General features: G+C 67.7%; 24 protein-coding genes. 14 read left to right on the forward strand and 10 right to left on the reverse strand.

Going from position 1 to position 26,993, the window contains the following annotated elements; all coding sequences use genetic code 11:
* Positions 1-4 precede the first annotated feature (4 nt).
* Entirely contained in the window at positions 5-742 is a 738-nt protein-coding gene (gene cobF, locus ACFWF1_RS34760) for a precorrin-6A synthase (deacetylating) (RefSeq protein WP_379281131.1), read from the reverse strand.
* A gap of 85 nt (positions 743-827) precedes the next feature.
* Between cobF and ACFWF1_RS34765 the strand changes: the two genes are divergently transcribed.
* From ACFWF1_RS34765 to ACFWF1_RS34795, 7 genes are all read left to right on the forward strand, one after another.
* On the forward strand, positions 828-1,628 hold the full coding sequence (locus ACFWF1_RS34765) for a thymidylate synthase (RefSeq protein ID WP_379281132.1): 801 nt from the start codon (positions 828-830) through the stop codon (positions 1,626-1,628).
* Positions 1,625-2,125: a dihydrofolate reductase gene (locus ACFWF1_RS34770; RefSeq protein WP_379281133.1), complete on the forward strand. Its 501-nt coding sequence runs from the start codon at positions 1,625-1,627 to the stop codon at positions 2,123-2,125. Before ACFWF1_RS34765 ends, ACFWF1_RS34770 begins: the two co-directional genes overlap by 4 nt.
* 200 nt (positions 2,126-2,325) lie before the next feature.
* Positions 2,326-2,652, forward strand: coding sequence for a cupin domain-containing protein (locus ACFWF1_RS34775; RefSeq protein ID WP_150401995.1), 327 nt, complete (start codon positions 2,326-2,328; stop codon positions 2,650-2,652).
* A 60-nt stretch (positions 2,653-2,712) separates the two neighbouring features.
* Positions 2,713-3,732 carry a Dyp-type peroxidase gene (locus tag ACFWF1_RS34780; RefSeq protein WP_379281134.1) on the forward strand — a complete coding sequence of 340 codons (1,020 nt, stop codon included), beginning with the start codon at positions 2,713-2,715 and terminating at the stop codon, positions 3,730-3,732.
* Positions 3,729-4,529 (forward strand): family 1 encapsulin nanocompartment shell protein, encoded by an 801-nt coding sequence (locus tag ACFWF1_RS34785; RefSeq protein ID WP_379281135.1) that lies wholly within the window; start codon positions 3,729-3,731, stop codon positions 4,527-4,529. The genes ACFWF1_RS34780 and ACFWF1_RS34785 overlap by 4 nt, the downstream gene beginning before the upstream one ends.
* A gap of 120 nt (positions 4,530-4,649) precedes the next feature.
* Entirely contained in the window at positions 4,650-5,174 is a 525-nt protein-coding gene (locus ACFWF1_RS34790; protein WP_379281136.1) for a hypothetical protein, read from the forward strand.
* A 47-nt stretch (positions 5,175-5,221) separates the two neighbouring features.
* Positions 5,222-6,628, forward strand: coding sequence for a TerD family protein (locus ACFWF1_RS34795; protein WP_379281222.1), 1,407 nt, complete (start codon positions 5,222-5,224; stop codon positions 6,626-6,628).
* Positions 6,629-6,630: 2 nt separating this feature from the next.
* On the opposite strand, the gene ACFWF1_RS34800 is transcribed toward ACFWF1_RS34795, so the two are convergent.
* Complete coding sequence (locus ACFWF1_RS34800; protein WP_379281137.1) at positions 6,631-7,299, reverse strand: TetR/AcrR family transcriptional regulator; 669 nt, start codon at positions 7,297-7,299, stop codon at positions 6,631-6,633.
* 210 nt (positions 7,300-7,509) lie between these two features.
* Here ACFWF1_RS34800 and ACFWF1_RS34805 point away from each other — a divergent pair, with 210 nt between their 5' ends.
* The 4 genes from ACFWF1_RS34805 to ACFWF1_RS34820 all read left to right on the forward strand — a co-directional run bounded on the left by ACFWF1_RS34805 (position 7,510) and on the right by ACFWF1_RS34820 (position 12,527).
* Positions 7,510-9,048: an amino acid permease gene (locus ACFWF1_RS34805; protein WP_379281138.1), complete on the forward strand. Its 1,539-nt coding sequence runs from the start codon at positions 7,510-7,512 to the stop codon at positions 9,046-9,048.
* A 64-nt stretch (positions 9,049-9,112) separates the two neighbouring features.
* Positions 9,113-9,868 carry a DUF1989 domain-containing protein gene (locus tag ACFWF1_RS34810; protein ID WP_379281139.1) on the forward strand — a complete coding sequence of 252 codons (756 nt, stop codon included), beginning with the start codon at positions 9,113-9,115 and terminating at the stop codon, positions 9,866-9,868.
* Positions 9,832-10,470 (forward strand): urea amidolyase associated protein UAAP2, encoded by a 639-nt coding sequence (locus ACFWF1_RS34815; RefSeq protein WP_379281223.1) that lies wholly within the window; start codon positions 9,832-9,834, stop codon positions 10,468-10,470. Before ACFWF1_RS34810 ends, ACFWF1_RS34815 begins: the two co-directional genes overlap by 37 nt.
* 83 nt (positions 10,471-10,553) lie before the next feature.
* Positions 10,554-12,527: a 5-oxoprolinase/urea amidolyase family protein gene (locus tag ACFWF1_RS34820; protein WP_379281224.1), complete on the forward strand. Its 1,974-nt coding sequence runs from the start codon at positions 10,554-10,556 to the stop codon at positions 12,525-12,527.
* 3 nt (positions 12,528-12,530) lie between these two features.
* Here the strand turns inward: ACFWF1_RS34820 and ACFWF1_RS34825 are convergent, their stop codons facing one another.
* The 3 genes from ACFWF1_RS34825 to ACFWF1_RS34835 all read right to left on the reverse strand — a co-directional run bounded on the left by ACFWF1_RS34825 (position 12,531) and on the right by ACFWF1_RS34835 (position 14,206).
* Entirely contained in the window at positions 12,531-12,716 is a 186-nt protein-coding gene (locus ACFWF1_RS34825) for a hypothetical protein (RefSeq protein WP_379281140.1), read from the reverse strand.
* A gap of 96 nt (positions 12,717-12,812) precedes the next feature.
* On the reverse strand, positions 12,813-12,965 hold the full coding sequence (locus ACFWF1_RS34830) for a hypothetical protein (RefSeq protein WP_379281141.1): 153 nt from the start codon (positions 12,963-12,965) through the stop codon (positions 12,813-12,815).
* Between the two features lie 86 nt (positions 12,966-13,051).
* Positions 13,052-14,206 (reverse strand): epoxide hydrolase family protein, encoded by a 1,155-nt coding sequence (locus ACFWF1_RS34835; protein WP_379281142.1) that lies wholly within the window; start codon positions 14,204-14,206, stop codon positions 13,052-13,054.
* 63 nt (positions 14,207-14,269) lie between these two features.
* Between ACFWF1_RS34835 and ACFWF1_RS34840 the strand changes: the two genes are divergently transcribed.
* The gene (locus ACFWF1_RS34840) at positions 14,270-15,220 is read left to right on the forward strand and encodes a helix-turn-helix transcriptional regulator (RefSeq protein ID WP_379281143.1); all 951 of its coding nucleotides are present in this window, start codon (positions 14,270-14,272) and stop codon (positions 15,218-15,220) included.
* On the opposite strand, the gene ACFWF1_RS34845 is transcribed toward ACFWF1_RS34840, so the two are convergent.
* Positions 15,217-15,621, reverse strand: coding sequence for a RidA family protein (locus ACFWF1_RS34845; RefSeq protein ID WP_379281144.1), 405 nt, complete (start codon positions 15,619-15,621; stop codon positions 15,217-15,219). The two genes, ACFWF1_RS34840 and ACFWF1_RS34845, sit on opposite strands and share 4 nt — an antisense overlap.
* Positions 15,622-15,671: 50 nt before the next feature.
* On the reverse strand, positions 15,672-16,688 hold the full coding sequence (locus ACFWF1_RS34850; RefSeq protein ID WP_379281145.1) for an NAD(P)-dependent alcohol dehydrogenase: 1,017 nt from the start codon (positions 16,686-16,688) through the stop codon (positions 15,672-15,674).
* A 91-nt stretch (positions 16,689-16,779) separates the two neighbouring features.
* Between ACFWF1_RS34850 and ACFWF1_RS34855 the strand changes: the two genes are divergently transcribed.
* Positions 16,780-17,448 carry a TetR/AcrR family transcriptional regulator C-terminal domain-containing protein gene (locus ACFWF1_RS34855; protein WP_379281146.1) on the forward strand — a complete coding sequence of 223 codons (669 nt, stop codon included), beginning with the start codon at positions 16,780-16,782 and terminating at the stop codon, positions 17,446-17,448.
* Positions 17,449-17,451: 3 nt separating this feature from the next.
* Here the strand turns inward: ACFWF1_RS34855 and ACFWF1_RS34860 are convergent, their stop codons facing one another.
* A complete protein-coding gene (locus tag ACFWF1_RS34860; RefSeq protein WP_379281147.1) occupies positions 17,452-17,940 on the reverse strand; it encodes a MarR family winged helix-turn-helix transcriptional regulator in 489 nt (162 codons plus the stop codon).
* 109 nt (positions 17,941-18,049) lie between these two features.
* On the opposite strand from ACFWF1_RS34860, the gene ACFWF1_RS34865 reads away from it, so the two are divergent.
* Entirely contained in the window at positions 18,050-19,189 is a 1,140-nt protein-coding gene (locus tag ACFWF1_RS34865; RefSeq protein WP_379281148.1) for a GDSL-type esterase/lipase family protein, read from the forward strand.
* A gap of 65 nt (positions 19,190-19,254) precedes the next feature.
* Here ACFWF1_RS34865 and ACFWF1_RS34870 read toward each other — a convergent pair whose 3' ends face one another.
* Positions 19,255-19,884, reverse strand: a complete 630-nt coding sequence (locus ACFWF1_RS34870) for a Uma2 family endonuclease (protein ID WP_379281149.1) — start codon at positions 19,882-19,884, stop codon at positions 19,255-19,257.
* Positions 19,885-19,964: 80 nt separating this feature from the next.
* A partial coding sequence (locus ACFWF1_RS34875; protein WP_379322250.1) for an amino acid adenylation domain-containing protein occupies positions 19,965-26,993 on the reverse strand: 7,029 nt, incomplete at its 5' end.

Consider the following 26,993-nt stretch of genomic DNA (forward strand, 5'->3'; position numbering starts at 1 on the left):
GCAGTCAGCTCCGGCTGAGCAGGTAGATGTCCATGATCCAGCCTTTTTCGGCGCGCAGCCCGGCGCGGCGTTCGACGATCCGCTGCTCCACCTCACGCAGCGGTCCCTCGATCAGCGTTTCGTCCGGCATGCCGAGATAGGCGCCCCACCAGATGTGCACGTCCGTGCCCGGAACCTCGGTGAACGAGCAGTCGCCGTCCAGCATCACCACCGCGGCATCGGTGAGCCCCTCCTCGCGCAACCGCCTGCCGGTGGTGATGTGCACCGGTTCGCCGATGCGATGCAGCACTATCCGATGCTGCGCGGCCAGCGCTTGCACGCTGGTCACCCCGGGGATCACCGCGTACTCGAACCGCGTCGTCCCGCGCGCGAGCACCCGCTCGATCATCCGCAGAGTGCTGTCGTACAACGACGGATCACCCCACACCAGAATCCCGCCGACCCCGTCGACCTGCGCGAAAGCCGCTTCCAGCAGCTCCGAGCGCCGTTCGTGCCAGTCCTCGACCACACCCTGGTAGTCGGCGGGCGCCCGATCCCGTGGCGGGTCCGCGATTTCCACGATCCGATACGGCCGATCGACGTGCTCGGCCAGGATCGCGGTCCGCACCTCGACCAGTTCGCGCTTCTCGGCGCCCTTGCCGATGACGAAGAACACCTCGACCTGCCGCATCGCCTTGATGGCCTGTACCGTCACCTGCTCGGGGTCGCCCGCGCCGATGCCGATCACGTAGAGCTTGCGCATGCGGCGAGCTTGCCAGGCCGCGCGAAGACTAGTGCTCACCCGCCCCGTCGGCTTCGCCTCCTACCATCCCCTAGAGTTGCCAGGCGTGGCCACCGATACCCAGTACGAGGATCTGCTCCGGCTGGTGCTGGAGTCCGGCACGAAGAAGTCGGACCGCACCGGCACCGGAACGCGCAGCATCTTCGGCCATCAGCTGCGCTATGACCTGTCGGCAGGCTTCCCGCTGATCACCACGAAAAAGGTGCATCTGAAGTCGATCGTCTACGAGTTGCTCTGGTTCCTGCGCGGCGATTCCAACGTGCGCTGGCTGCAGGAGCACGGCGTGTCCATCTGGGACGAATGGGCGGGCGCCGACGGCGAACTCGGCCCGGTCTACGGTGTGCAGTGGCGGTCGTGGCCGACGCCGGACGGTATGCACATCGACCAGATCTCCGAGGTGCTGCACACGCTGCGCACCAACCCGGACTCCCGGCGCATGCTGGTGTCCGCCTGGAACGTTTCCGAGCTGGACAAGATGGCGCTCGCCCCGTGCCACGCGTTCTTCCAGTTCTATGTGGCCGACGGAAAACTGTCCTGCCAGCTGTATCAGCGCAGTGCCGACCTCTTCCTCGGCGTGCCGTTCAACATCGCCAGCTACGCGCTGCTCACCCAGATGGTCGCGCAGCAGACCGAACTGGAACTCGGCGATTTCATCTGGACCGGCGGCGACTGCCACATCTACGACAACCATCTCGAGCAGGTCCGCGAACAGCTCACCCGCGATCCGCTCCCGTTCCCCACGCTGCGGCTGCGTCCCGCGACGACGCTGTTCGACTACGTCTACGAGGACGTGGAAGTGGTTGACTACCAACACCATCCGGCGATCAAGGCCCCGGTGGCCGTATGACTCGCACCATCGGGCTGATCTGGGCACAGACCCCCGACGGGGTGATCGGTTTCGAGAACACCATCCCGTGGCGCGTGCCCGAGGACATGGCGAACTTCAAGGCGGTCACCATGGGACATCCCGTGGTGATGGGCAGGCGCACCTGGGACTCGCTGCCACCGAAGTTCCGTCCGCTGGCCGGCCGCCGCAACATCGTGGTGACCCGGCAGCGGGACTGGTCGGCCGAGGGTGCCGAACGCGCCGCATCGGTCGACGAGGCGCTCACCTCGAGCGGGCCGGACACCGTCTGGATCGCCGGTGGCGGCGAGATCTACCGCGCCGCCATGGATTTCGCGACCGACCTGCTCGTCACCGAGGTGGAAACCACCGTCGCGGGCGATGCCTACGCCCCGCAGATCGGCCCCGAGTGGGCGGCCGACGAGGACGAGCCGTGGCACGAGTCGAGCTCCGGGCTGCGGTACCGGACCCGCCGCTACACCCGCCGCGAATCCGACTAGTCGGCAAACTCTCCGCATCGATCATCGATGCCGCACAACACCGTTCGATCACAGAACGCGACGGCCGCGCAAACCCGACTCGAGACCAAGCACGGTCGGGCATACTTCCTGGTAAGTGGGGTCGGACCTGCGTCCGTCCTGCCCCCGAGCCGGTGCGACCAGCCCCCGCACCGGCTGTTGTCATTTGCGAAAGGCGGTCCATGGACAAGAAATCGCTGACTGCGGTTGCTCGACAACAGCTCAAGATCGCGAGCACCGCCACCAGCGGGCGGAGTTCGCAAACTATCTACGGTGGCCACGCGAATTCGCTGCGCCAGACCGTGGTCGGCCTCAGCGCGGGCCAGAGCCTGGCCGAGCACGACAACGCGGGCGAGGCCACCCTGCTGGTCCTCAGCGGCACGCTGACACTGATCAGTGGCAGCAACGAATGGAAGGGTTCGACGGGCGATCTGCTCGTGGTGCCCAAGGCACGGCACAGCGTGATGGCCGTGGACGACGTGGCCTTCCTGCTGACGGTCGCGAAGTAGTAGCCCCGGTGCCCGTGCCACCTCGCCGAGGTGTCGGTGCCGGGCACTAGGCTGAAGATCATGAGTGAGCCGCAGCCGATTCTCGATCCGCTCACCCCGGCCGCCATTTTCCTCGTCGCCACCATCGACGAGGGCGGCGAGGCGGTTGTCCGGGACACCCTCGCCGATATCCAAGGTCTGCGCCGATCGGTCGGCTTCCGCATTCCCGGTGCGGGCCTCACCTGCGTCACCTCGATCGGATCCGCGGCCTGGGACCGGCTCTTCGCCGGACCACGGCCCGCCGAACTGCACGACTTCCCCGGCTTCGTCGGCCAGCACCACACCGCCCCCGCGACACCGGGCGATCTGCTGTTCCACATCAGGGCGGAAAACCAGGACGCCTGCTTCGAGCTGGCCATGACCATCGGCGACCGGCTGGCCGGCGCGGCCACGATCATCGACGAGACCGTCGGGTTCCGCTACTTCGAACAGCGTGACCTGCTCGGCTTCGTCGACGGCACCGAGAACCCGGAGGGCCAGGGCGCGTATTCGGCCGCGCTGGTCGGCGACGAGGATCCCGAATTCCGTGACGGCAGTTACGTCATCGTGCAGAAGTACCTGCATCCGATGGCGGATTGGCGGGCACTGTCGATCGAGGAGCAGGAGAAGGTGATCGGGCGCACCAAGCTCGATGATTTCGAGCTGTCCGACGCCGACAAGCCCGCCGACTCGCACGTCGCGGTGAACACCATCGTGGACGCCGACGGCACCGAGCGCGAGATCCTGCGCGCCAACATGCCGTTCGGCAGCGTCAAGGACGGCGAATTCGGTACGTACTACGTCGCTTACGCCGCGACACCGAGCGTCACCGAGCTGATGCTCACCCGGATGTTCGTCGGCACCGAGGAGGCGGCCTACGACCGCATCCTGGACTTCTCCATCGCGGTCACCGGCACGTCGTTCTTCGCGCCGTCCCTCGATTTCTTCGATGAACTTCCCCCGCCACCGAACGACGCCATTGCAGCGGAAGATGTGCAGCCCAACGACATCGGCTCGGGCTCACTCGGTATCGGCACGTTGAAAAGGAGCACGCAGGCATGAACAACCTCTATCGCGAACTCGCGCCGATCACCGCCGAGGCATGGTCGGCGATCGAGGAAGAGGCGACCCGCACCTTCAAGCGGCACATCGCCGGGCGCCGCGTCGTCGATCTGTCCGGCCCGCACGGCGCCGACTACTCCGCGGTCGGCACCGGGCACACCACCCCGATCACCGCGCCCGACGAGGGCGTGCAGGCCAGGCAGCGGGTGGTCGCGCCGCTGGTCGAGCTGCGGGTGCCGTTCCGGCTGTCGCGCGAGGAGCTCGACAACGTCGAACGCGGCGCGATGGACCCCGACCTGGATCCGGTGAAGGACGCGGCGAAGAAGATCGCGTTCGCCGAGGACCGGGCCATCTTCGAGGGCTATCCGGCCGCGAATATCACCGGCATCCGGGCGAGTACGACCAACCAGGCGATCGCGCTGCCCAGTGATCCGCGGCTGGTGCCGGAGTCGGTCACCCAGGCGCTCACCGCGCTGCGGCTGGCCGGCGTCGACGGACCGTACTCGGTGCTGCTGAGCGCGGAGCTGTTCACCGCGGTCAGCGAGACCTCCGATCACGGGCACCCGATCCGCACCCACATCGAGCGGCTCATCCCGGACGGCGAGATCATCTGGGCGCCCGCCATCGATGGCGCGTTCGTGCTGACCTGCCGCGGCGGCGATTTCGACCTGCGGATCGGCCAGGACCTGTCCATCGGCTACCTGTCCCACGATGCCGAGTCGGTGGAGCTGTATTTCCAGCAGAGCCTGACGTTCCTGGTGTACACGGCCGAGGCCGCGGTCGCGCTCGAAGCGTGATCAATCCGCATACCTGCTGATTTCCCATACCGATTCGGTGTTGGGGAAGTCAGCAGGTGTGCGGCTTTACGGCGAGCGGTAGCGTGTGCCGCAGCACGCCGGACGTAGGTAGGTGAGGCAATGGTGCGGGCAGGTGTGGTGCCGACTCGGCGCGCGATGCTGTACAGCTCCCTCGGGATCCTGGCGACCGTTGCGGTGTGCGCGGTGGTGGTCGGGCTGTTCGGCGTGAACCGGGTGTTCACCGGCCTGCTTGCCGGTGCCGTCGCCGGTATCGCGGTGGTGGCGGCGCTGTTCACCAGGGATGCCGTCGTACTCACCGAGCGAGCGATCTACCGGCGCACCCCGTGGACCGAATCCAGCATCGACTGGGACCGGGTGGTCGCAGGCCGCTTCACCCTCGACGAACGATCCCGCTGGTCGTTGGCGCTCGACCTGTCCGGCGGGGACGAACAGCACGGCGAATTGGTGCTGCTGTCCATTCCGCCGGTGCTGCGCCCGGTCTCCGGCGCCTACGACCTGCGCAAGCGCGAGCAGGTGAACGAGATCCGGGCGCTGTTGCGGCGCAAGCGGATTCCGATCACCGTGCTCCCCGAAATCGCGGGCGCGCTGCAGCGGCACTGGGAGATCGCGCCGCCGACGCGCTGATCAGGTACCCAATCGGCGCGTTTGGCGATACGTTGGAAAGCGTGTCGATGACGAAGGGCGCCAACGTTGCGGTGCCGATGTCCGCCGTCCGGATCGAACTGGGCTGGCAGAGCGGGCCCGGCGGGCCCGACGCCGACGCCTCGGCGCTGCTGCTGGTCGCCGGGAAGGTGCGCAGCGACAACGACTTCGTCTTCTACAACCAGCCCGTGCATCCGTCCGGCGCGGTCCGGCACGAGGGTAAGCGGCAGGGACCGACCGTGCTCGACGTGCTGTCGGCGAACCTGGCGCAGGTCGAACCGCAGATCGACACCATCGTGATCGCGGCCTCCGCGGACGGCGGCACCTTCGGCCAATTCCACGGCCTCTATGTGCGTTTGGTGGATCCGAGCAGCGGCGCCGAGGTGGCGCGGTTCGACAGTGCCGGCGCGACCACCGAGACGGCGTTCGTGCTCGGCGAGCTCTATCGCCGTCAGGGCGCGTGGAAGTTCCGCGCGGTCGGGCAGGGGTACGCCTCCGGATTGGCCGGTCTGGCCACCGATTACGGCATCTCGGTGGACGACGCTCCGGCACCTGCCGCGCCGCCGCATCAGTTCACCCCGCCACCACCGCCCGCCGCGCCGCCGCATCAGTTCACCGCGCCGCCGCCCCCGGCTCCGCCCGCACCGCAGTACGCGCCGCCGCAGGCGCAGTTCCCGCCGCCGCCCCAGTATCCGCCGACGTCCGGCTACCCGCCGCCCGCCGGATATCCGCCGCCCGGCGCTTACGGTGCACCGCCATCGAACATGGCTCCGCCACAACAGTTTTCACCGCCGCCCGGCGCTCCGGTCAACCTCAGCAAGATCTCGCTGACCAAAGAGTCGCCGTCGATCTCGCTGACCAAGCAGGGCGCCACCGGCGGTGTGATGCGGGTCAACCTGAACTGGACCGGCGCCTCCGCCGCCCCGCGCAAGTTCGGCAAACGCAAGAGCGCGGGCCTCGACCTGGACCTGTGCTGCTTCTGGGAGATGACCGACGGTACAAAGGGCGCGATCGGACCGCTCGACAGCTTCGGCTCGCTGCGCAAGGCCCCCTTCATCCAGCTCGATCAGGACGACCGGACCGGCGCCGTCGCCGCAGGCGAGAACCTCGACATCAACCTCGACCACACCGCGAAGTTCCGCAGGATCCTGGTGTTCGCCTCGCTGTACGCCGGCGCGGACGACTTCCGCGGCGTGCATGCCACCGCCACCCTCTACCCGGTCGGCTCGCCACCGATCGAGATGCTGGTCGACGGGTGCACCGACAATTCGCGCGAGATGGTGCTCGCGTTGATCGAGAACATCAACGGCGAGTTCGTAGTTCACCGCCAGGGCGTCTTCATCCGCCCTCCCGCGGGCCGTCCGATGTGGGGCAAGAAGGAAGTCGACCAGGCTTACGGCTGGGGCCTCAAGTGGGGACGCAGCGCAGGCAAGTAGGCTCAGGCCGTCTCGAGCTGATCGAGCAGCCGCTGTGCCTCGCCGCGCAGCGCCTCGAGATCACCGGGCCAGCCGAGCACGCGCAGCGCCGCCTCCGGGATGGTCCGCTCCGCGTCCGCGGGCGCCGCGCCCTCGTCCGAACGCATGCTGATCACCATCTCGACCAGCCGGAACGGCAGAGCCTCGGCACCTACGATGCCCGCACCACCCGCCTCGGCCAGCACCGCGGCCGCCAACGTCTCGTAGTGTCCGCGCAGGTCGTCACGCCGCAGCCGGAACGTCGCGAACCGTTCGGTGCGCAGTTCCGGAAGTAGATACAGCGCACCGAGATTCCAGCGCGCCGCGCACAGTTGCCGCACGTCGAAGTAGGCGAGTGCGTAAAGCCTGGTTGGCACCGGCGCCGACACCTTCCCCAGTCGCTCGGCGAGTTCCAGTGGGGCAGCTATGGTTTCGGCAAGCAGCGCATCGAGGATGTCATCCTTGGCGGCGAAGTGGTGATAGAGCGATGCCTGACGGATGCCGACCGCGTCGGCGACCACACGGGTGGAGGTGTTCGCGTAGCCATTGGTGGTGAACAGCTCCCCGGCGGCGTCGAGGATTTCGGCGCGCGGCGTCTGGCCGCGACGGCGTCGCTGCTCCACACGAGGACGGCCGGGGCCGAGGTTTGCCACGTGGCCCATTCTGGCAGGTCTCCGCTGGACCGATCCGCCACGGTCGTTCCTCCGGTAGCCGGTGGAGAGGTTTCTGTCATTCGATAGAAACCTCGGCAACGCAGAAGTTACCGGGGTTACCGCAAGCGATACACGCGGGTCACCGAAAGCGCGATCGCCACCGCAAAACTGTCATCTGATAGGTATTGGCCGCTTCGCCGAAGGACCCTCATGGCCACAACGTTCGCCCCCGCCCCTCCGCCCGACACCAGCCGCGACGGCGCCGACCTGGCCCGCTTCGGCTATGAGCCCGTGCTGCATCGCAAACTCGGCCGCTACGCCTCGTTCGCGGCGGGCTTCTCGTTCGTCTCCATCCTCACCACGATCTTCCAGTTCTTCGGCTTCGGCTATTCGTTCGGCGGCGCCGCCTTCTTCTGGACCTGGCCGATCGTGTTCGCCGGTCAGTTCCTGGTCGCGCTGAACTTCGCCGAACTGGCCGCGCGCTACCCGATTTCGGGCTGCATCTACCAGTGGTCGCGCCGCCTCGGCGGTGAGCTCGTCGGCTGGTTCGCGGGCTGGATGATGGTGATCGCGCAGATCGTCACCGCCGCCGCGGCCGCGATCGCACTGCAGGTGGTGCTGCCGTCGATCTGGAGCGGCTTCCAGCTGGTCGGCGACGACACCGCGCTCACCTCGTCCTCCGGCGCGACGAACGCGGTGCTGCTCGGCAGCGTCCTGCTGGTGGTCACCACGATCGTCAACGTGATCGGCATCGACCTGATGTCGCGGATCAACTCGATCGGCGTCACCGTCGAGATCGTCGGCGTGCTCGCGATCATCGCACTGTTCTTCACGCACACCGAGCGCGGGCCCGGCGTGGTGCTGCAGACCGATCAGGCCGTGCCCGGCTCGTATTGGGCCGCGTTCCTGGTGTCCGGGTTGATGGCCGCCTACGTGATGGTCGGGTTCGATTCCGCCGGTGAGCTTTCCGAGGAGACCAAGAATCCGCGCCGGGTGGCGCCGCGCACCATCCTGACCGCGCTAGCGGTGTCCGCGCTAGGCGGCGGGCTGCTGCTGATCAGCGCGCTGATGGCCGCGCCGATCCTGTCCGACGGTTCGCTCGCCACCGGCGGCCTGGCCTACGTGCTCACCTCGAAGCTGAACAGCCCGGCGGGCACGGTGCTGCTCTGCTGCGTCGCGGTGGCGATCACGGTGTGCACCTTGGCGATTCAGACGGCGGGCTCGCGGCTGATGTTCTCGATGGCCCGGGACGGGAAGTTGCCGTTCGCCCGGCGGCTCGCCGCGGTGCACCCGCGCTTCGGCACCCCGGTGCTGCCGTCGGTCATCATCGGCGTGCTCGGCATCGGCCTGCTGGTGCTGAACCTCGGGAATGCCGCGATCTTCGCGACGTTGGCCAGCGTCTGCATCGTGACGCTGTATCTGGCGTATCTGCTGGTCACCGTGCCACTGCTGGTGCGGCGGATCAAGGGGATGCCCGCGGACGAAGCGGACGAAGCAGGACTGTTCAGCCTGGGCCGCTTGGGGATTCCGGTGAACGTGCTCGCCGTGCTGTGGGGCGTCGCGATGGCGGTGAACCTGGCCTGGCCGCGGGCCGAGGTCTACACCCCGAACGGCGGCGGCTGGTGGATGCTCTGGGCCGCACCGCTGTTCGTGCTGCTGGTGGTCGCCGTCGGTGTGGTCGTGCACCAGTTCGTCCTGCGCTCGCCGGGCAGCACCGAAAACCAAGAACCTGCAACACAATCCGCATGACAGGTGGCGCGGTGGTGCAGGCCACCACCGCGCCCACATTGGCACCCAGCGAAGGGGGTAACGAATGACCAGCAGCACCGCATCCACCGAAAGCGCGAGGGCGCACGCGCGATCCCAGGCCGCCGCGGCGACAATCGAGGGACCCGAACTGCCCGCAGGCATCGAGCGGGCGAGAATCAGCTTCGCCCAGCGTATTCCGCCGGGCGGTTACGTGAATGTGGTGCTGGGGCGCGGAACTCGGATCCGTTTGACCGACCCGGCAGGCGCCGCCTGCGCGCATCTGCTGCTGGTGCGCCCCGATGCGCCGTGGGAGCGCCTGAATGTCGCTGACACCGTGAAGGTTCCGTGGCAGGCCTATCTCGGCGACGGTCATCCGCTGCTGTCGGACCAGGGGCGCATTCTGGCGACTGTGCTCGCGGATACCTCGGGTAGTCACGACACCTTGTGCGGTCCGACCGCCGAGGCACGGCAACTGCTGCGGTTGGCCGGTGCCAAGCATGGTCTGGAGCCGCGCGATATCGGACCGACGGTGTCGTTCTTCCGAGGGGTGCGAGTGGAATCCGATGGCGCACTGACCGCTACCGGCAGTGCCGCCTCCGGTTCCTCGGTCGATCTGCTGGTGCACCTCCCGGTTGTCCTGCTCGTCGCCAATGCCGCGCACCCCCTCGACGACCGCGCCGCCACGAATCTCGATGTCGTCGCCTGGGCCGCGCCGGAGGATCTCGCCGTCATCCACAACAACGACCCGGAATATCAACGGGCCGTTGACAACACCGAACGCGCCTGGACGGCCGCGCTGACCCTGGAGGTAAGGCCGTGAGCACCATCGTTCTCGACGAGACCGTCCCTGCTCGCGCCCCGTGGTCCGCGGTGGTCAAGGCGGGCGAGCAGCTGGAGATCATCGACCTGCACGGCAATCAGGCGGTGGACTGCCTGTTGTATTCGGCGGCGGACCACACCGATCGCTACAGCGCGCAGGCCACGGTCGCCGCGCAGCGCAATATCTTCCTGACCACCGGCAGCGTACTGCTGACGGACGCGGGCACCGCTTTGATGACCGTCGTCGCCGACGAGGTCGGCAATCACGACACCATCGCGGGCGCCTGCTCGCAGGAGTCGAACACGCTCCGCTACGGCCAGCACACCCGGCACCAGCACGCCTGCGTGGAGAACTTCCTCACCGCGGCGCTGCAATGGGGCCTCGGTAAGCGGGACCTGGTGTCGAACATCAACTGGTTCATGAACGTTCCGGTGGAGGCCGACGGGACGCTCGGGATCGTCGACGGATTGTCCGCGCCGGGAAAGAAAGTCACCCTGCGCGCCGAGATCGACACCCTGGTACTGGTCTCCAACTGCCCGCAGATCAACAACCCCTGCAACGGTTTCGACCCCACGCCGGTGCGGATGGTGGTGTCGAAGTGACCATCACCGACCTATTCGCTGCTGCCGTGCCCTCGATCGATCCCGCACCCGTGTGCCCATCCGTCGAAGTCGTCCGGCCCGGAATGCTGACGACAGTGCAGGATTGGCCGGGGCGGACCGGATACTGGCACGTCGGCGTCCCGCCGTCCGGTCCGATGGACGATCTGTCGTTCCGGCTCGGCAACCGGGTGCTCGGCAATGCCGAAGGCGCGGCCGGGCTGGAGTGCACGCTCGGCGGTCCCGCACTGAGGTTTTCGGTGCCTACTTGGGTGTGCGTCACCGGTGCGCCGACGGACGTCACGGTGAACGGCGTTCGCGTGGAGCAGTGGCGGACCATCCAGATACCCGCGGGCGGCGTCCTCGATGTCGGTGCGGTGCGCGGTCCGGGCATGCGCTGCTATGTGCTGCTCGCGGGCGGCGTCCAACTACCCGAATACCTGGGCAGCACAGCGACCTTCACCCTCGGCCGATTCGGTGGCAGCGCGGGCAACGCCCTGCGGGTCGGCGAAGCATTGCCACTCGGGCCTTCCCGCGACCCGATCGCGAGCGGTGTCCCGATGGATGACCAGCCGGTACTGGCCGAGCGCTGGGAACTGGCGGTGACCGAGGGCCCGCACGGTGCACCGGAGTTCTTCACCCGCGCCGACTTCGACACCATCATCGGCACGGACTACGCGGTGCACTTCAACTCCGATCGCACCGGCGTCCGGCTGATCGGACCGAAACCCGACTGGGCGCGGACCGACGGCGGCGAGGCCGGTCTACATCCGTCCAACATCCACGACACTCCGTATTCGGTTGGCGCACTGGACTTCACAGGTGACACCCCGATCCTGCTCGGCCCCGACGGACCGAGCCTCGGCGGCTTCGTCTGCCCGGTCACCGTGGTCGCCGCCGACCGTTGGAAGCTCGGACAGTTATCCCCAGGCGACGCAGTGCGTTTCGTGCCGATCCGCAGTGATCGCGCCGCCTCGATTCGCGACGTCGGCACCGGGCGCAGAGCCTCCTGGCCGACCGTGCTGTCCTCCGGCGGCGACGGTGACGACGGCGTGCTGCGGCGCACCGAGGTCGACGACGAGACCGGCGTGACCTATCGTCGCGCGGGCGACGACGCCGTGCTCGTCGAATACGGCACCATGACACTGGATCTCGCGCTGCGCGCCCGCGTGCACGCCCTGCATCAGCACCTGCTTGCGGCAGGCGTACGCGGCGTGACCGAGCTGACCCCCGGGATCCGCTCGCTGCAGATCCGCGTCGACCCGTACGTCCTGTCCGTGTCAGCCCTGCTCGACCTACTCGCCGAAGCCGAACAGCATCTGCCCGCCGCCGGCCAGCTCGTCGTCCCGAGCCGCACGGTGCACCTCCCGCTGTCCTGGGACGACCCGGCCACCCGCGAGGCCATCACCCGATACATGCACGGTGTCCGCGCCGACGCCCCGTGGTGCCCGTGGAACATCGAGTTCATCCGCCGGATGAACGGATTGGCCTCGGTAGCAGACGTTTACGACACTGTCTTCGGTGCCGAATACCTCGTCCTCGGCCTGGGTGACGTGTACCTCGGCGCCCCGGTCGCCACCCCGACGGACCCGCGCCACCGCTTGGTCACCACCAAGTACAACCCCGCCCGAACCTGGACCCCGCAGAACGCGGTCGGCATCGGCGGCGCCTACCTGTGCATCTACGGCATGGAGGGGCCCGGCGGCTATCAGTTCGTCGGGCGCACCACCCAGGTGTGGAATCACCACGCGGGTCCGCTCGCCGGTCGCCCCGGTGCGGATCGGCACCCCTCTGGCGACGAAACACCGTGGCTGTTGCGCTATTTCGATCGAATCCGCTGGTATCCGGTCGAGGCCGGCGAACTGCTCGATCTGCGCGCCGATTTCGCCGCGGGCAACGTCGAGGTGCGGGCCGAGGACGGGGAATTCCGGCTCGCCGACTATCGCGAATTCCTCACCGAGAACGACGCATCCATCACCGAATTCCGGGCCACGCAGGCAGAAGCCTTTGCCGCCGAGCGCAACTCGTGGCGGCTCGCCGGTGAACTCTCCGCGGGGTAGCGGTCAGGTCATCATCGTCGGGACGACGGGTGCGCTCCAGCCGCACGGCACCCCGCACGTGGCGACGACCAGCTGCTCGACCTCGTCGTCGTCGAACTGCGCGGTGATCGTCGCCGCCTGTGCGGGATAGCCGCACAGGGGGCACTTGCCGAAGTAGTTCAGTACCGGTTCGACCCGCGACGAGACCATCGTGCGGTTCCTACGGCTCGGCAACCCCAAGGTATCCATGACATTCCTCCCGACCTGATGGTGCGCCACCGGCCGGGCTACGGCAAGCCCCTGAATTCACCAGCCGAACAGCTCCGCCATATCGATCGCCTCGTCGTCCCACGCGCGTTCGATCGCCGCGCGCTCGGCCTCCGGCAGTTCGGGCGACCACCCACAGCGGCGCCAGAATTCTTCCCGGTGTTCCTGGGTGAACGGTTTGGGTTTATCCATGGGCTGCACCTCGCCGACGGGTCCTGCTCCCATGATGGGCCCGCTCCGGCGGCGACATGCCGGAACAGGCCCACGGGCTTCGGTTTTCAGCGCAGGTCGCGGAAGAACTCGCGGATATCGTCGGTCAGCAGCACCGGTACCTCCAGTGCGGCGAAGTGACCACCCTGGTCGGCCTCGGTCCACCGGGTGATGGTGTTCTCGGGTTCCGAGTAGCGCCGGATGCCGACGTCGTGCGCGAGAATCAGTCCCGCGGTGGGCACTCCGGAGTTCGTCTTCGGCGCACCCCACGCATCGGAGTGCGCGTAGCCGACATACGCCGCCGAACCAGCGGTTCCGGTGAGCCAGTACAGCATCGCGTTGGTCAGCAGCCGATCCCGGTCGATGATCTTGTCCGGGTCCACATTTCGCGGATACGTCCACTCGCGGAACTTGTCCATGATCCAGGCGAGCTGTCCCACCGGGGAATCCACCAGCCCGTAGGCCAGCGTCTGCGGGCGGGTGGACTGAATCGCTATGTAGCCGAACTCTTCCCGCATGAACGCCTCGATCCGGCGCACCCGATCGCGCTCGACCTCGTTCAGGCTCGCCAGCTCCGCCTCGGACAGCGGCAACTGCGGCATGGGGCCGGGTCCGCCGTTGACGTGCACGCCCACCACGCTTTCCGGCACGATCCGGCCGACCTCCGGGCTCACCCCGGCACCGATGTCACCGCCCTGCACGCCGTAGCGCTCGTACCCGAGCCTGCGCATGAGTTCGACCCAGGCCTGCGCGGTCCGCTCGATCCGCCAGCCCGACTCCGTGACCGGACCGGAGAAGCCGAAGCCCGGCAGCGACGGAATCACCAGATGGAACGCATCTTTCGGATGCCCGCCGTGCGCGGCGGGGTCGGTCAGCGGCCCGATCACGTCGAGGAATTCGACTATCGAGCCGGGCCATCCGTGGGTCAGCAGCAGCGGCAGCGCCTCCGCATGCGGCGAACGGATGTGCAGGAAATGGATGTTCTGCTCGTCGATCTCGATCGTGTACTGGGGATACGAGTTCAGTTCTGCCTCAGCGACCCGCCAGTCGTATTCGGTGCGCCAGTAGTCGACCAGCTCGCGCAGCCAGGTGGTCGGCACGCCGGTGTCCCAGCCGTCGCCGGGCAGCGGCGCGGGCCAGCGCGCGCTGTCGAGCCGAGTGCGCAGGTCATCGAGCTGCTGCTGCGGGATGTCGATGCGGAATTCGCGGATCTCGTTGGTCATGAAATAGACGATATGACCGGCCTAGGACAGCTTCCGCCCTAGCTTTCCAGCAGACTGAAACCCATGTTGGAAACCTCCGCGAGACTGCTGCGGCTGCTGTCGCTGCTGCAGACTCCCCGCGACTGGACCGGCGCCGACCTGGCCGAACGCCTGGAGGTCGATATCCGCACGGTGCGCCGCGACATCGACAAGCTGCGCAACCTGGGTTACCCAGTGGATGCCACGCCGGGCGTCGCAGGCTATCGGCTCGGCGCGGGCGCGAAGCTGCCGCCGCTGCTGCTGGACGACGACGAGGCGGTGGCGGTCGCGATCGGCTTGCGCACCGCGGCGGGCGGCACCATCACCGGAATCGAGGACAGCTCGCTGCGCGCGCTCACCAAGCTCGAACAGGTGCTGCCGTCCCGGCTGCGCCACCGCGTCAACCTGCTGCAGTCGGTCACCGTCACGGTGCGGGCCGGCGGCGCGACCGTCGACCCGGACACGCTCACCGCGATCGCGGGCGCCATCCGCGACAGTCACCGTCTCCGCTTCGACTACCGAAGCCATGACGGCACAACATCTTTGCGCACCACCGAGCCACATCGCTTGGCGCACATCGGCCGCCGCTGGTACCTCATCGGCTGGGATGTCGACCGCGCCGACTGGCGCACCTACCGCTGTGACCGCCTGCGACCCCGCATCCCGACCGGTCCCCGCTTCGCCCCGCGCGAGGCACCCGACGTCGACCTGTCCGGCTATCTCTCCCGCGGCGTGGCGAGTTCGCCGTACCGCTATTCCGCCCGCGTCACCCTCGGCGTGCCTGCCGAGATCGCCGCCGATCGCATCGCACCCACCATCGGCGCCCTCGAACGCGTCGACGCCGAAACCTGCGTGCTGCGAACAGGATCGGACTCACTCGACGAATTGGCCGTCTATCTGGCCACTTTCGGCTTTCCGTTCCGCGTGCACGAACCGCCGGAACTCATCACGCAGATTCGCGAGCTGACAGCTCGGCTCGCCCAGTCGGTCGATTAGGAAACAGGCACTGCGGCAACGGCTTCGACCTCGACCAGCGCGCCGGGTACCGCGAGTCCAGCGACCAGCGCGACGGTGATCGCCGGCGGATTCGGGCGACCCGCCCACACCTCCATGAACGCGGCGAAACCTTCCTGAACCGACTGACCATCGACGATCAGGATCGTCCACTTCACCACGTGTTCGATCGACGCACCCGCCGCCGCCAAGCAAGTCTGCAGGTTGGCCAGCGACTGCCGCGTCTGTGCCGCGACATCGGGTCCCACCATGCGACCGGAGCCGTCCACCCCGTTCTGCCCGCCCACGTAGATGGTGTCCGCCGCCGCGGCCACCCGCACGACCTGGGTGAACGCCGGGTTGTTCGGCAGCGTTTCGGGATTGATGTACGTCGCGATCGTCATGTTCGTACTGTAAGCAACAGTCGGCCATCCCTCGACAGGAAAGCCGCAGCTCAGACGACGATGACGGTCTTGCCCTGGGCGTGTCCGTCCAGAACGTGCTGCACTGCCTCGGCCGCTCGGGCCAATGGGTAGCGCTTTTCGATCAGCGGCCGAAGTTTGCCCGAAGTGGTCAGTCCGGCAAGGAACTCCAGATCTGTGCGGCGCGGACGCATGAGCAGAATGCCGATCTTCTGGCCGACGAACAGGTTGGCCAGCACCATCTTTCCCATCCAGGTGATCGGGCCCGCCCAGTTGCCGCCGGGCGCACCGGCCGACGAGACGAAGATGCCCTTCGGGGTGAGTACGCGCAGGCAGTCGCGCAGCGATCGGTTGCCGATCAGGTCGAGCAGGACGTCATAGTGGTGTCCGGTCGCGGTGAAATCGTCAGTGGCATAGTCGATTACCTGATCAGCACCCAGCGATCGGATGACCTCGAGGTGGCGGGTACTGCACACGGCGGTAACCTCGGCACCGAGCGCCTTGGCCAGTTGGATCGCGGCGGTGCCGACGCCACCTGACGCACCGTTGATCAACACGGTCTGCCCGGCCTGCAGCTGACCGACGTCGCGCAGCCCCTGCAGCGCGGTCATACCCGAATCAGGAAGGGCCGCAGCCTCTTCGACGGCAAGACCGGTCGGTACGAGGGCGAGTCGCTGCTCCGAGACACAGGCGTACTCCGCGAAGGCGCCCGCGTTCACCGAGCCGAATACCGTGTCGCCGGGCTGGAATTCGGTCACCTCGCCACCGACCGCCACCACATCCCCGGCCAGGTCGTGCCCGATGATCGGATCCTTGGGTCGCCGCAGGCCGAAGCCGAGCCGCAGCAAATAGGGCGTGCCGGTGAGCAGATGTGCGTCGCCCTGACAGACCGACGCGGCGCGCACCCGGACCAGAACCTCGTCGGGGCGCGGATTGGGCCGGGCGACCACCTCGGTCCAGAGCACCGAACCGTCACCGTACCGCGGCGCGACCACCGCCGTCATCGTGCTGATATCGACCGTCGATTGCGGGCTCTTGGCCTCGGACATGGGATTTCCTCGCCTGAAACGTGTACTTACAGCGTAAGTCGCTCACCACGGACGGTACGCTTACACCGTAAGTCAGTCAAGAGAGGGGCCGATGCCCAAAACGTCCGCCGACGGTGCCGCACGCGCGCCGCTCAACCGGGAAAAGGTGCTGCACACCGCCGTTCGATTCGCCGACGAGCACGGCCTGGCGGCCTTGTCCATGCGCCGACTGGCACAGACGCTCGGCGTCGAGGCGATGTCGCTGTACAACCACGTGACCAACAAGGACGACCTGCTCGACGGCATCGCCGATCTGGTGGTCGCCGAGATGGGCGTGCCCGAGATCGGCGGCGACTGGAAGGCGGCCATGCGCGCGCGGGCGACCGCCGCGCACAAGGCGCTACTGCGCCACCCGTGGGCCAACGGACTGATCGGCACCAGACTCAATGTCGGCCCGGCCATGCTGCGCTACATCGACGCCACCCTCGGCTGCCTGCGCGCCGCGGGCTTCTCCTATCAGCTGGCCGATCGGGCCTGGAACGCGATGGACAGCCACATATACGGATTCACCTTGCAGCAGGTCAATTTTCCGCTGCAGCCGGACGAATACGCCTCCGCCGCACAGCAATTCCTGCCGCTCATCCCGGCGGATCGGTTTCCGTACATGAACGCGCTGTCACAATTGGTGATCGACGGAAAGCATACGGGCATCGCCGATTTCACCTTCGGGCTGAACCTGATCCTGGACGGGCTCGAACGACTCCTCGACGGATCCGCCTGACGTTCACACCTTCGCCGATCGGTCGATGCCGACCGTCGCATCCGGCATGGTCACATCTCGAACGATGCGCAACGCCGCGATCAGGCCGTCGAGCTGCGCGGGTGTCAGCAGCCCGGTGAACCAGCGTTCCACCGCGGCCAAATAGTCCGGCAGCACCTGCGTGAGCCGTTCCGCACCGCGGTCGGTCAGCACCGCATACGCACTGCGCCGGTCACCCGGGTCCAGTTCACGCTCGACCAGTTCCGCCCGGGCCAGCCGATCGACCAGCCGGGTGACGCCGCTGGTGGACAGCGTGGTCTGCGCGGCGAGATCGGTCATCCGCAGCCGGCGATTCGGCGAACGGCTCAGGCGCATCAGCGCATTCAGATCCAGGCCGGACAGGCCGTGTGACTTCCAGACCGGTTCCAGCTTGGTGACCACCCCTTCGAACGCCTCGAACAGCAGACCCATGGTGGTCAGCCGGGGGTCTTCGAATAGTTCGGTCGCATCCATGCCACCAACCTACCCGAAGTAGTTGCTCGGCGGATAGTTGACACGAGGAATACTCCATTGTAGAAATATGCCAACGCAATATTCCGCATGACAACTACTGGAGCTTTCGATGTCTGACACCACCGCCTGGGTCGCCGGTTTCCGTTCCGCGGTCATCAGCCCGTACGAGCAGGTCAAGCTCACCGAATCGCGGGCGTTCGCCGACGAGACCGTGCGTCAGGTGCTGCACCTGGCCGGTGGCGGCGAGCAGTTCCGGATCCGGCTGACCAACCTCTTCGGGCAGACCCCGCTGGTCATCGCCGCCGCGCGCGTCGCGCTGCGCAAGACCGGCAGCGAGATCATCACGGAGACCGACACCGTGCTGCGGTTCGACGGCGCGGACCAGATCACCATCCCGGCCGGCGAGGAGGTAGTCAGCGACCCGATCGAGCTTGCAGTCACCGCGGGCACCGATCTCATGCTGAGCCTCTACCTGCCCGAGCCGACCGGACTCGCCACTCTCTCCCACCAGCCGAGCGAAACCGCTTACGTCGCAACCGGAAACGTCACCGCAGAGCCGAATCGCGCAGAACCCGAAGAGGTTCCCGCGCGCTTCTACGTCACCGGCGTCGATGTGCTTGCCCCCGTTGGCACCCCGATCGCCGTCGCATTCGGCGACTCATGGTTCGAAGGCGTCGGCTCCACCATGAGCGCGAACCTCCGCTCGGTGGACGCCCTCAACGACCGCCTCGACCACGGCTGGGCCGTCAACCAGGGCATCGGCGGAAATCGCCTGCTGACCAACGAAATCGGCGTACCCGGGCTCGATCGGTTCGACCGAGACGTCCTCAGCGTCCCCGGCGCGAGCACCGTCCTGATCAATTTCGGCATCAACGACCTCATCCTCGGCGGCATGTCCGGCGAACCCCACGCCACCACCGACGAACTGATCACCGGCTTCACCGAGATCGCCCGCCGCGCCCACGAAGCTGGCCTCACCATCCACGCCGCCACCATCGGCCCCTACGCAGGCTGCATCTACCCCGGCCTGCCACTCGAGGAAACCCAGCAGACCCGCCGCGAAGTAAACGAATGGCTCCGCACCACCACCGTTTTCGACTCGATCTTCGACGTCGCCCACGCCGTCGAAGACCCCACCCGCCCCGGCTTCATCGCCCCCCACTACGACTGCGGCGACGGCATGCACCTCAACGACGCGGGCTACCGCACCATGGCCGAAACCATCGACCTCACCGCCCTGTTCAACTGAACTCCACCCGAGAGCCGTTGTGCCACACCGCACAACGGCTCTTTCCATCGGCTCCCGCTTCTCTGTTAGGGCAGCAGCTTTCCGGGATCGATGGTGATTTCGAATGGACTACGCAGGGTGACGGCGTCTCCGGCCGCCACCCTGTGCGTCAGCTCGTAGGTCTGGTCATCGCCGAGTTCGTGGGCGAAGAGGACCGGCAAGGACTCGCCGGACAGCTGGCCTCCGAACGGATTGATCTCGAATCGCCAGTAGTTCGGGATTCCGACTTCGCCGTAGAGGACCGGCTTAGTCATTCGGTCCTGCAAGGTTGTCGATCTGGAGACCACCTCGACAGCAAGCTTCACCTGCTCGGCCGGGATCCCGCGCTCATCCAGATCAAACGGGATAGTCACCACCATCAGATCCGGGATCGGCTCGTCATCGCCGATCAACACACCGAGTCCCTCGACAACCAGGTGGCCAGACGGCACGACCGCGTCGAGGGCACGTTCCAGACCCTTGATCAGCAACTGGTGCCGAATGTTTGGCGCTGCGGTCACTACCAGCAGACCGTTCAACACTTCGTATCGCAGTCCGTTTTCGGGCAAGTGGTCGAGGGCCGTCGCTGTCCAACGGTCACCGTGCGGGATCGGCATAACCATTGGGACGACCTCCTCTATGAAGGGTGCGAACCAGAGTCCGCCGATCCGGTACAAATCTAGTTCACCGAGCCGCGACGAATCCGCCGATTCAGAGCCCTTGGTGGGCTCTGCACCGGCGGATTGTCGGGTCCGTTCTACTCCGCGATCACGATCTTGACCTCGGGGTCGGCCGCGTCGGTTGCGTCACTTGGGGTGACGAACCAGTGGGTTACTTCGCCGTCGGCGAGGTCGTTGGTTACTTCGCCGGTGGGGAGGACCGAGAGGGCGCCTGCGGTGGCGGAGGCCAGGAACTCGAGCATTGCCGCGCGGCCGGAGGGGGTTGTCGTGTACGTGGTCGACTCGTAGTCGATGCCGTACTCCTCGCGGACGTGTTCGGCTCGGGCCAGGGCCTCGGTTTGGGTGATGGCGAGGACGCCGTCGGCGGTCGGGACGACGAAGGCCGGGTCGTCTTCGCCTAGCGGGCGGACCCGGTCCGCGTACGACACCGGGTGCGACGGGGCCGCGACCAGGTCGGCCTGCATCCGTGGCTCGGAGGGGACCAACCATTGAATCGCGCTGTCCGGCACCGCATTCGGTGTGATACCGAAGGTGGCTCCGGCACCGGCCATGTCGTCGACGGAGAGATCACCGGCGAACAGCAGTGCCGCGCCGGCCTTCTGGACCGCCCAGGCCGCGACGACCGCGTCCAGGGAGCGCGGCAGTGCCAGTGCGACGATGTCGCCCGGCCCGGCACCTCGATCGATGAGCACCCGCGCCAACTGCGAGGAGCGTCGATCCAGGACGTGGTAAGCGATTTCGTCGCCGTCGGCGAGCAGCGCGGGCGCCTCCGGATCTTCCTCGACCACCTCGGCGAGCACCTTGGCGACCGTGTGCGCGCCGACCCGGCCTGCCGGTTCGGGCGTGGAAGTGGTTGCCGTGATACCGGATTCGACGAGCAGGCGGGCGCGTTCGCCGGCATCGAGGATGTCGATGTCGCCGACGAGTCCGTCCGGATCGCCGAGCAGCGCCTCGAGCACACGGACCAGTCGCGCGGACATGATCTCCACCTCGTCGGCGGAGAACCGGCTACCCAGGTACTTGAGCGTGAGCTCGATCGTGGCCTCGGCGGTCACCAGCAGCGTCAGCGGATAGTGCGTGGCGTCGTTGACGCCGACACCGGTCACCGACATGCCGTCGATGGAGCTGGCGGCCGAAATGGCCTCCTTGTCCATCGGATACGACTCGAACACCAGCAGCGTGTCGAACAGCGATCCGGTGCCCGCCACCCGCTGGATGTCGGTGAGCCCCACATAGTGGTGCTCGAGCAGATCGGCCTGATCGTGCTGCAACCGCTCCAGCAGCTTGCCGATCGTCTGCCGGTCATCGATCCGCAGCCGCACCGGCAGCGTGTTGATGAACAGGCCGACCATCGACTCGACGCCGGGCAGTTCGGCGGGCCGCCCGGAGACGGTGGCGCCGAACACCACATCGCCACGGCCGGTGAGCCGTCCGAGCAGGATGCCCCAGGCCGCCTGCACCAGGGTGTTCACCGTGACGCCCAATTCGGCGGCGTGCTTGGTGAGTTGGCGGGTGCGGTCGGTGTCGAGCTCGGTGACCAGCTTGCCGATCTCGTACTGCTCGGCCGAACGCGGTTGCGGCGCAAGCTGAGTCGGCTCGCTGACGCCGTCGAGCGCGGTCGCCCAGGCCCGCAGCGAGGCCTCGCGGTCGCGCCCGGCCAGCCAGCCGAGGAAGTTACGGTACGAGGCCACCCGGGGCAGCGCCGTCTGATCGCCGCGAACCGCGTACAGCACCAGCAGATCCCGCATCAGCAGCGGCATCGACCAGCCATCCAACAGGATGTGATGGGTGGTGATCGCCAGGTGCCACTGGCTCTCGTCGGTGCGGAACAGGGTGAACCGCAGCAGCGGCGGCACCGCCATGTCGAAGTGCGTCGCCTGATCGGCCGCGACCTGCCTGCGCAGTTCTGCGGTCCGCTCGTCGGCGGGCAACCCGGTGAGATCCACCTCGCGCCACGGCGCCTCGATCCGATCGAGCACGACCTGCACGGCCTGCCCGTCGGAGTCGGTGACGAACGCGGTGCGCAGGTTCGGGTAGCGGTCGATGATGCCCTGCGCGGCCGCGTGCAGCCGCTCGACGTCCAGCGTGCCGCCGAGGTCGACCACGGCCTGCATGGTGTACACGTCGACGGTGGCCTGGGTCATCATCGCGTGGAACAGCAGACCGGACTGCAGCGGCGAGAGCGGCCACACCTCGGCCAGCGCCGGGTAGTCGCGTTCCCACAGCTCGATATCGGTCTGTTCGACCCGCACCAGCGACATGTCGGACGGCGTGAAGCCACCGGCGTCCGGCCTGCGGGCATGCGTGGCCAGCGCGGTGAGCGCGGCGACCCAGTGGTCGGCGAACTCCTGCACCTGCTCGCGCGTCAACAGCCCCGTCGGGAACGCGAACGCCGCGCCCAACTCCGGACCGTCCGCACCGTCGGTGACGATCGCATTGATGTCGATCGTCGCGTTGGCGGGCATGTCCAGGTCCATGTCGCCGTCGAGCTGACCGAGGTCGCCCACCGGCACCCAGCCGATTTCGGCGAGCTGCTCGGGGATTTCCCCGGCCGACATGCGACCCAGGTAGTTGAAGCTGATCTGCCCCGAGGCACCGAGTCGCTGCCCGGTCGCCGAGTTCAGGTGCCGCAGCAGTCCGTAACCGAGGCCCTTGTCGGGCACCGCGAGCAGCTGCTCCTTGATCGACTTCACGATCTCGCCGAGCGCGGCACCACCGGCGAACGCGTCGGTGAGGTCGGCGCCGCCCAGATCGAGCCGGACCGGGTAGGCCGTGGTGAACCAGCCGACGGTGCGCGAAAGGTCCGCGCCCGGAACGACTTCCTCTTCTCGGCCGTGTCCCTCGAGCTTGACGAGCGCGGCCGCGCCGTCGCCACGCCAGCGGGCAACCGCCATCGCCAGCGCCGACAGCAGACCATCGTTCACACCACCGCGGTACAGGCCGGGGATCGCGGTGAGCACCGCGTCGGTGACCTCGGCGGGCAACGTGACCTCGACCCGCTCGACCGTGGCGAACGTATCGACCGCCGGGTCGAACGGCCGCGCACCGAGCAGCGGATCCGGTGTCGTCGAAACCTGCTGCCAGAACGGCAGTTCCGCGACCCGCTCGGCCGAGGAGGCCGCCTCGACCAGGCTGTGCGCCCAGCGCCGCATCGACGTGCCGTTGGCGGGCAACGCGACCTGCTGACCGGCGGCCAGCTGCGACCACGCGACCGCGAAGTCCGGAATCAGGATGCGCCAGGACACACCGTCGACCACGAAGTGATGCGCGACGATGAGCAGCACATCGCGCCGCTCGCCCTCGAACGCGAACCAGATGAACTGCGCCATCACCGCATTCGCCGGATCCAGGCGGCCGAGCGCGGCGTCGAACGCCTCGCTGCCGACCCGCTTCAGCTCCGCGTCATCGACGTCGGCGGCGAGCTCGACCCGATGCACCATGGCATCCACGTCGACCGCACCGGTCGCCAGCGCCTCGAACGCCCACCGATCCTCGTTGCGGCGCAACCGAGTACGCAGCACATCGTGGTGGTCGAACACCGCGGCGATAGTTCCGACGAGCGTCGCCCGATCGATACCGTCCGGCAGCCGCAGCGCCATCGTCTGCGAGAAGCGGTCGTAGGCCGAGCCACTCGCGAGGATCTGCGTCATGATCGGCGTCAGCGGAATCTCGCCGACCCCGCCACCGGGCAGCTCCTCCAGCTTCACCTGTTCCGAACCCGCACCGAGCGTGGCGATTTCGGCCAGCGAGGCCACGCTGCGCCGCTCGAACACCTCGCGCGGGGAGAACACCACGCCGCGCGCCTTGGCCCGCGACACCAGCTGGATGGACAGGATGCTGTCGCCGCCGAGCGCGAAGAACGAGTCGTCCAAACCGATCTGCTCGACCCCGAGCACCTCGGCGAATACCTCGGCGATGATCGCCTCGACCTCGCTGGCGGGTGCCCGGAACTCGCGCGGCGCGAGCACCGGCTCGGGCAGCGCCTTGCGGTCCAGCTTGCCGACCGGGGTCAGCGGGATCTCGTCGAGCACCACGATCGCCGACGGCACCATGTGCGGCGGCAGGCTGCGCGAGGCGTGCTCGCTGAGCCGGACCGGGTCGATCTCGTGGCCGGGCACCGCGAGCACATACGACACGAGAATCGTGGCGCCCGCCGCGGTCTCCTTGCCGAGCGTGATCGCGAACTCGACATCGGGATGGGCCGCGAGCACGGTGTCGATCTCGCCGAGCTCGATGCGGAAGCCGCGGATCTTCACCTGGAAGTCCGAGCGCCCCACGTAGTCCAGCTCCCAGCGCACCTCGGGCACGGCGGCATTACCCGCCCGCTCGCCCGGTTCGGCGAACCAGCGCACCACGTCACCGGTGCGGTACATCCGCGCGCCCTCGTTGCTCCACGGGTTGGCGACGAATCGCTCCGAGGTGAGGTCGGGGCGGTTGTGATAGCCACGCGCCACCGCGCCACCGGCGAGGTAGAGCTCGCCCGCGACACCCGGCGGCACCGGGTTGAGGCGGTTGTCGAGCACCAGCGCCGACATGCCGCGCACCGGCAGACCGATGGTGACGTGCCGTCCCGGCGTCAGGCTCGCGTAGGACGAGATGATCGTCGTCTCGGTCGGACCGTAGGCGTTGAAGTACTTGCGGCCCGGGTACCACTTGGCCAGCAGCTCCGGCGTGGTGACATCGCCACCGACCGAAGCGACTTCGAGGGCCTCCATGCCCGCCGGGTCGACCGTGCCGAGCACCGCGGGGGTGATGATCGTGTGCGTGACCCGCTCGGTGCGCAGCAGCTCGGCCAGGTCCGGGCCACCGATGATGGTGGACGGCACGATCACCAGCGTCGCGCCGGTGTAAGCGGCACACAGCCATTCGAGCACCGACGGGTCGAAGCTCGGCGAGCAGATGTGCAGGAACCGGTGATGCGCCTCGAGCTGGTACAGGTCGGTGGCGACACCGACCAGGCCACCCATGCCCGCGTGCGTCACGGTGACGCCCTTGGGCATACCCGTCGAACCCGATGTGTAGATGACATACACCGGATGCCGCATCGCCAGCGACGAGATCCGATCGGCGTCGGTCACCGAGTCCGGCGACTTGGCCTCGATCAGCGCGTCCAGCGCCGGATCGTCGAGCCGGAGCCATTCGACATCGCGCGGCAGGCGATCCACATGCTCGCTCGCGGTGATACCGATGACCGCGCCGGAGTCGTTGATCATGTGCCGCATGCGGTCTTCGGGGTAGGTCGGGTCGACCGGCACATGCGCGCCACCGGCCTTCGCCACCGCCCAGAACGCCGCGACCATCTCGTAGGAACGCGGGAAGGACAGCGCCACAATGCGTTCCGGACCGACCCCGCGTTCGATCAGCACCCGCGCCAGCCGCGACGAGTACTCGTCGAGCTCGCGGTAGGTGATCGAGCGGCCCTGGTAGCGGACCGCGATCTGCTCCGGGTTCAGCTTCGCGCCGCGCTGCAGCAGGTCCGGCAGCAGCCCGGTGGCCATCACGTCTTCGCCGTGCACGTGCGTGAGCAGCTCGTACTCGTCCGCGTCGAGCAGCGGCAGATCACCGATCGGCAGTTCGCGTTCGGTGGCGATGGCGTCGAGCAGCCTGGTGAACCGCTGCGCGAAGACCTCGACCGTGGCGTCGTCGAACAGGTCACGGGCGAAGGAGAACTCGGCGTACATGCCCGCGTCGTCGCCGGCCGCCGCCTCCCGAATCGTCAGCGACAGATCGAACTTCGCCGTCTCGACCTCGAAATCGACCGCCCCGACGTGCAATCCGGGCAGCTCGAAACTGGTCTCCGGCAAGTTCTCGAACGACAGCGCCACCTGGAACAGCGGGTGCCGCGCGGTCGAGCGCTCCGGGTTGAGCAGTTCGACGAGCCGCTCGAACGGCAGGTCGGCGTGCGCGAACGCCTGCAGATCCGCGTCCTTGGTCCGGGCCAGCAGTTCGCCGAAGGTGAGGTCGCCTTCCACGTGCGAGCGCAGCACCAGCGTGTTGACGAACATGCCGATCACGTCATCGAGTTCGGCCTCGCCACGACCCGCGATCGGGGTACCGATGGCGATGTCATCGGTGCCCGACATCCGCGCCAGGAACAGCGCGAGCGCGGCGTGCACCAGCATGAACATGGTCGCGTTCTGCTCCCGCGCGATCTCGGCGAGCTTGCGATGCAGCTCGCCGTCGATCGGGAACACCACGCGCCCACCAGCGAACGACTGAGTCGTCGGCCTGGTCCGGTCGGCGGGCAGGTTGAGCTCGTCCGGCAGCCCGGCCAGCGCGGCCCGCCAGTATTCGGCCTGCTGCGAGATCAGGCTGGCCGGATCGGCCTCCGAGCCGAGCACGTCGCGCTGCCAGAGGCTGAAGTCCGCGTACTGCACCGGCAGCGGCGCCCAGCCCGGCGGCACGCCGTTCGAGCGGGCCGCATAGGCGAGCATCACGTCGCGGGTCAGCGGGCCCATCGACCAGCCGTCCGCGCTGATGTGGTGCACCACGAAGACGAGCACGTATTCGCCGTCGGTGACCCGGAACAGCTTGGCCCGCAACGGAATTTCCGTGGTGACATCGAAGCCCGCGGTGATCACGTCGATGATCCGCTGCTGAATGTCTTCGACGCCAACGGTTTCCGGCGTCAGGTCCGGCACCGACTGCTCGGCGGGCATGATCACCTGGCTCGCGGCGCGACCCTGCTCCGGGTACACCGTGCGCAGCGTCTCGTGCCTGGCGATGACATCGGCGACGGCGTCCTGCAGCGCGGCGACGTCGAGGTCGCCGGTGAGCCGCACGGCGACCGGGATGTTGTTGACGGCCGAGGCGGTGTCGAACTGGTTCAGGAACCACATCCGCTGCTGAGCCAGCGACAGCGGAACCTGTTCCGGGCGTGGGCCCGCCGTCAGGGCGCGACGGCCACCGGCACCGGCATGCTGTTCGACCTTCACGGCCAGACCGGCGACGGTGGACGCCTCGAACAGCGCGCGCACCGGCACCCTGGCATCGAGTGCGGCACCGATACGCGCCGCGACCTGGGTCGCCAGCAGCGAGTTACCACCGAGACCGAAGAAGTCGTCATCCGCACCGACCTGCTCGACACCGAGCACCTCGGCATACAC

Source organism: Nocardia sp. NPDC060255 (assembly GCF_042727395.1).
In the GTDB taxonomy this organism is placed as follows: Bacteria; Actinomycetota; Actinomycetes; order Mycobacteriales; family Mycobacteriaceae; genus Nocardia.

Excerpts from the sequence above, each read along its gene's own strand:
- cobF (WP_379281131.1), bottom strand. The coding sequence starts at position 742 with ATGCGCAAGCTCTACGTGATCGGCATCGGCGCGGGCGACCCCGAGCAG.
- ACFWF1_RS34770 (WP_379281133.1), top strand. The coding sequence starts at position 1,625 with ATGACTCGCACCATCGGGCTGATCTGGGCACAGACCCCCGACGGGGTG.
- ACFWF1_RS34775 (WP_150401995.1), top strand. The coding sequence starts at position 2,326 with ATGGACAAGAAATCGCTGACTGCGGTTGCTCGACAACAGCTCAAGATC.
- ACFWF1_RS34780 (WP_379281134.1), top strand. The coding sequence starts at position 2,713 with ATGAGTGAGCCGCAGCCGATTCTCGATCCGCTCACCCCGGCCGCCATT.
- ACFWF1_RS34785 (WP_379281135.1), top strand. The coding sequence starts at position 3,729 with ATGAACAACCTCTATCGCGAACTCGCGCCGATCACCGCCGAGGCATGG.
- ACFWF1_RS34790 (WP_379281136.1), top strand. The coding sequence starts at position 4,650 with ATGGTGCGGGCAGGTGTGGTGCCGACTCGGCGCGCGATGCTGTACAGC.
- ACFWF1_RS34795 (WP_379281222.1), top strand. The coding sequence starts at position 5,222 with ATGACGAAGGGCGCCAACGTTGCGGTGCCGATGTCCGCCGTCCGGATC.
- ACFWF1_RS34805 (WP_379281138.1), top strand. The coding sequence starts at position 7,510 with ATGGCCACAACGTTCGCCCCCGCCCCTCCGCCCGACACCAGCCGCGAC.
- ACFWF1_RS34810 (WP_379281139.1), top strand. The coding sequence starts at position 9,113 with ATGACCAGCAGCACCGCATCCACCGAAAGCGCGAGGGCGCACGCGCGA.
- ACFWF1_RS34820 (WP_379281224.1), top strand. The coding sequence starts at position 10,554 with ATGCTGACGACAGTGCAGGATTGGCCGGGGCGGACCGGATACTGGCAC.
- ACFWF1_RS34825 (WP_379281140.1), bottom strand. The coding sequence starts at position 12,716 with ATGGTCTCGTCGCGGGTCGAACCGGTACTGAACTACTTCGGCAAGTGC.
- ACFWF1_RS34830 (WP_379281141.1), bottom strand. The coding sequence starts at position 12,965 with ATGGATAAACCCAAACCGTTCACCCAGGAACACCGGGAAGAATTCTGG.
- ACFWF1_RS34835 (WP_379281142.1), bottom strand. The coding sequence starts at position 14,206 with ATGACCAACGAGATCCGCGAATTCCGCATCGACATCCCGCAGCAGCAG.
- ACFWF1_RS34840 (WP_379281143.1), top strand. The coding sequence starts at position 14,270 with ATGTTGGAAACCTCCGCGAGACTGCTGCGGCTGCTGTCGCTGCTGCAG.
- ACFWF1_RS34845 (WP_379281144.1), bottom strand. The coding sequence starts at position 15,621 with ATGACGATCGCGACGTACATCAATCCCGAAACGCTGCCGAACAACCCG.
- ACFWF1_RS34850 (WP_379281145.1), bottom strand. The coding sequence starts at position 16,688 with ATGTCCGAGGCCAAGAGCCCGCAATCGACGGTCGATATCAGCACGATG.
- ACFWF1_RS34855 (WP_379281146.1), top strand. The coding sequence starts at position 16,780 with ATGCCCAAAACGTCCGCCGACGGTGCCGCACGCGCGCCGCTCAACCGG.
- ACFWF1_RS34860 (WP_379281147.1), bottom strand. The coding sequence starts at position 17,940 with ATGGATGCGACCGAACTATTCGAAGACCCCCGGCTGACCACCATGGGT.
- ACFWF1_RS34865 (WP_379281148.1), top strand. The coding sequence starts at position 18,050 with ATGTCTGACACCACCGCCTGGGTCGCCGGTTTCCGTTCCGCGGTCATC.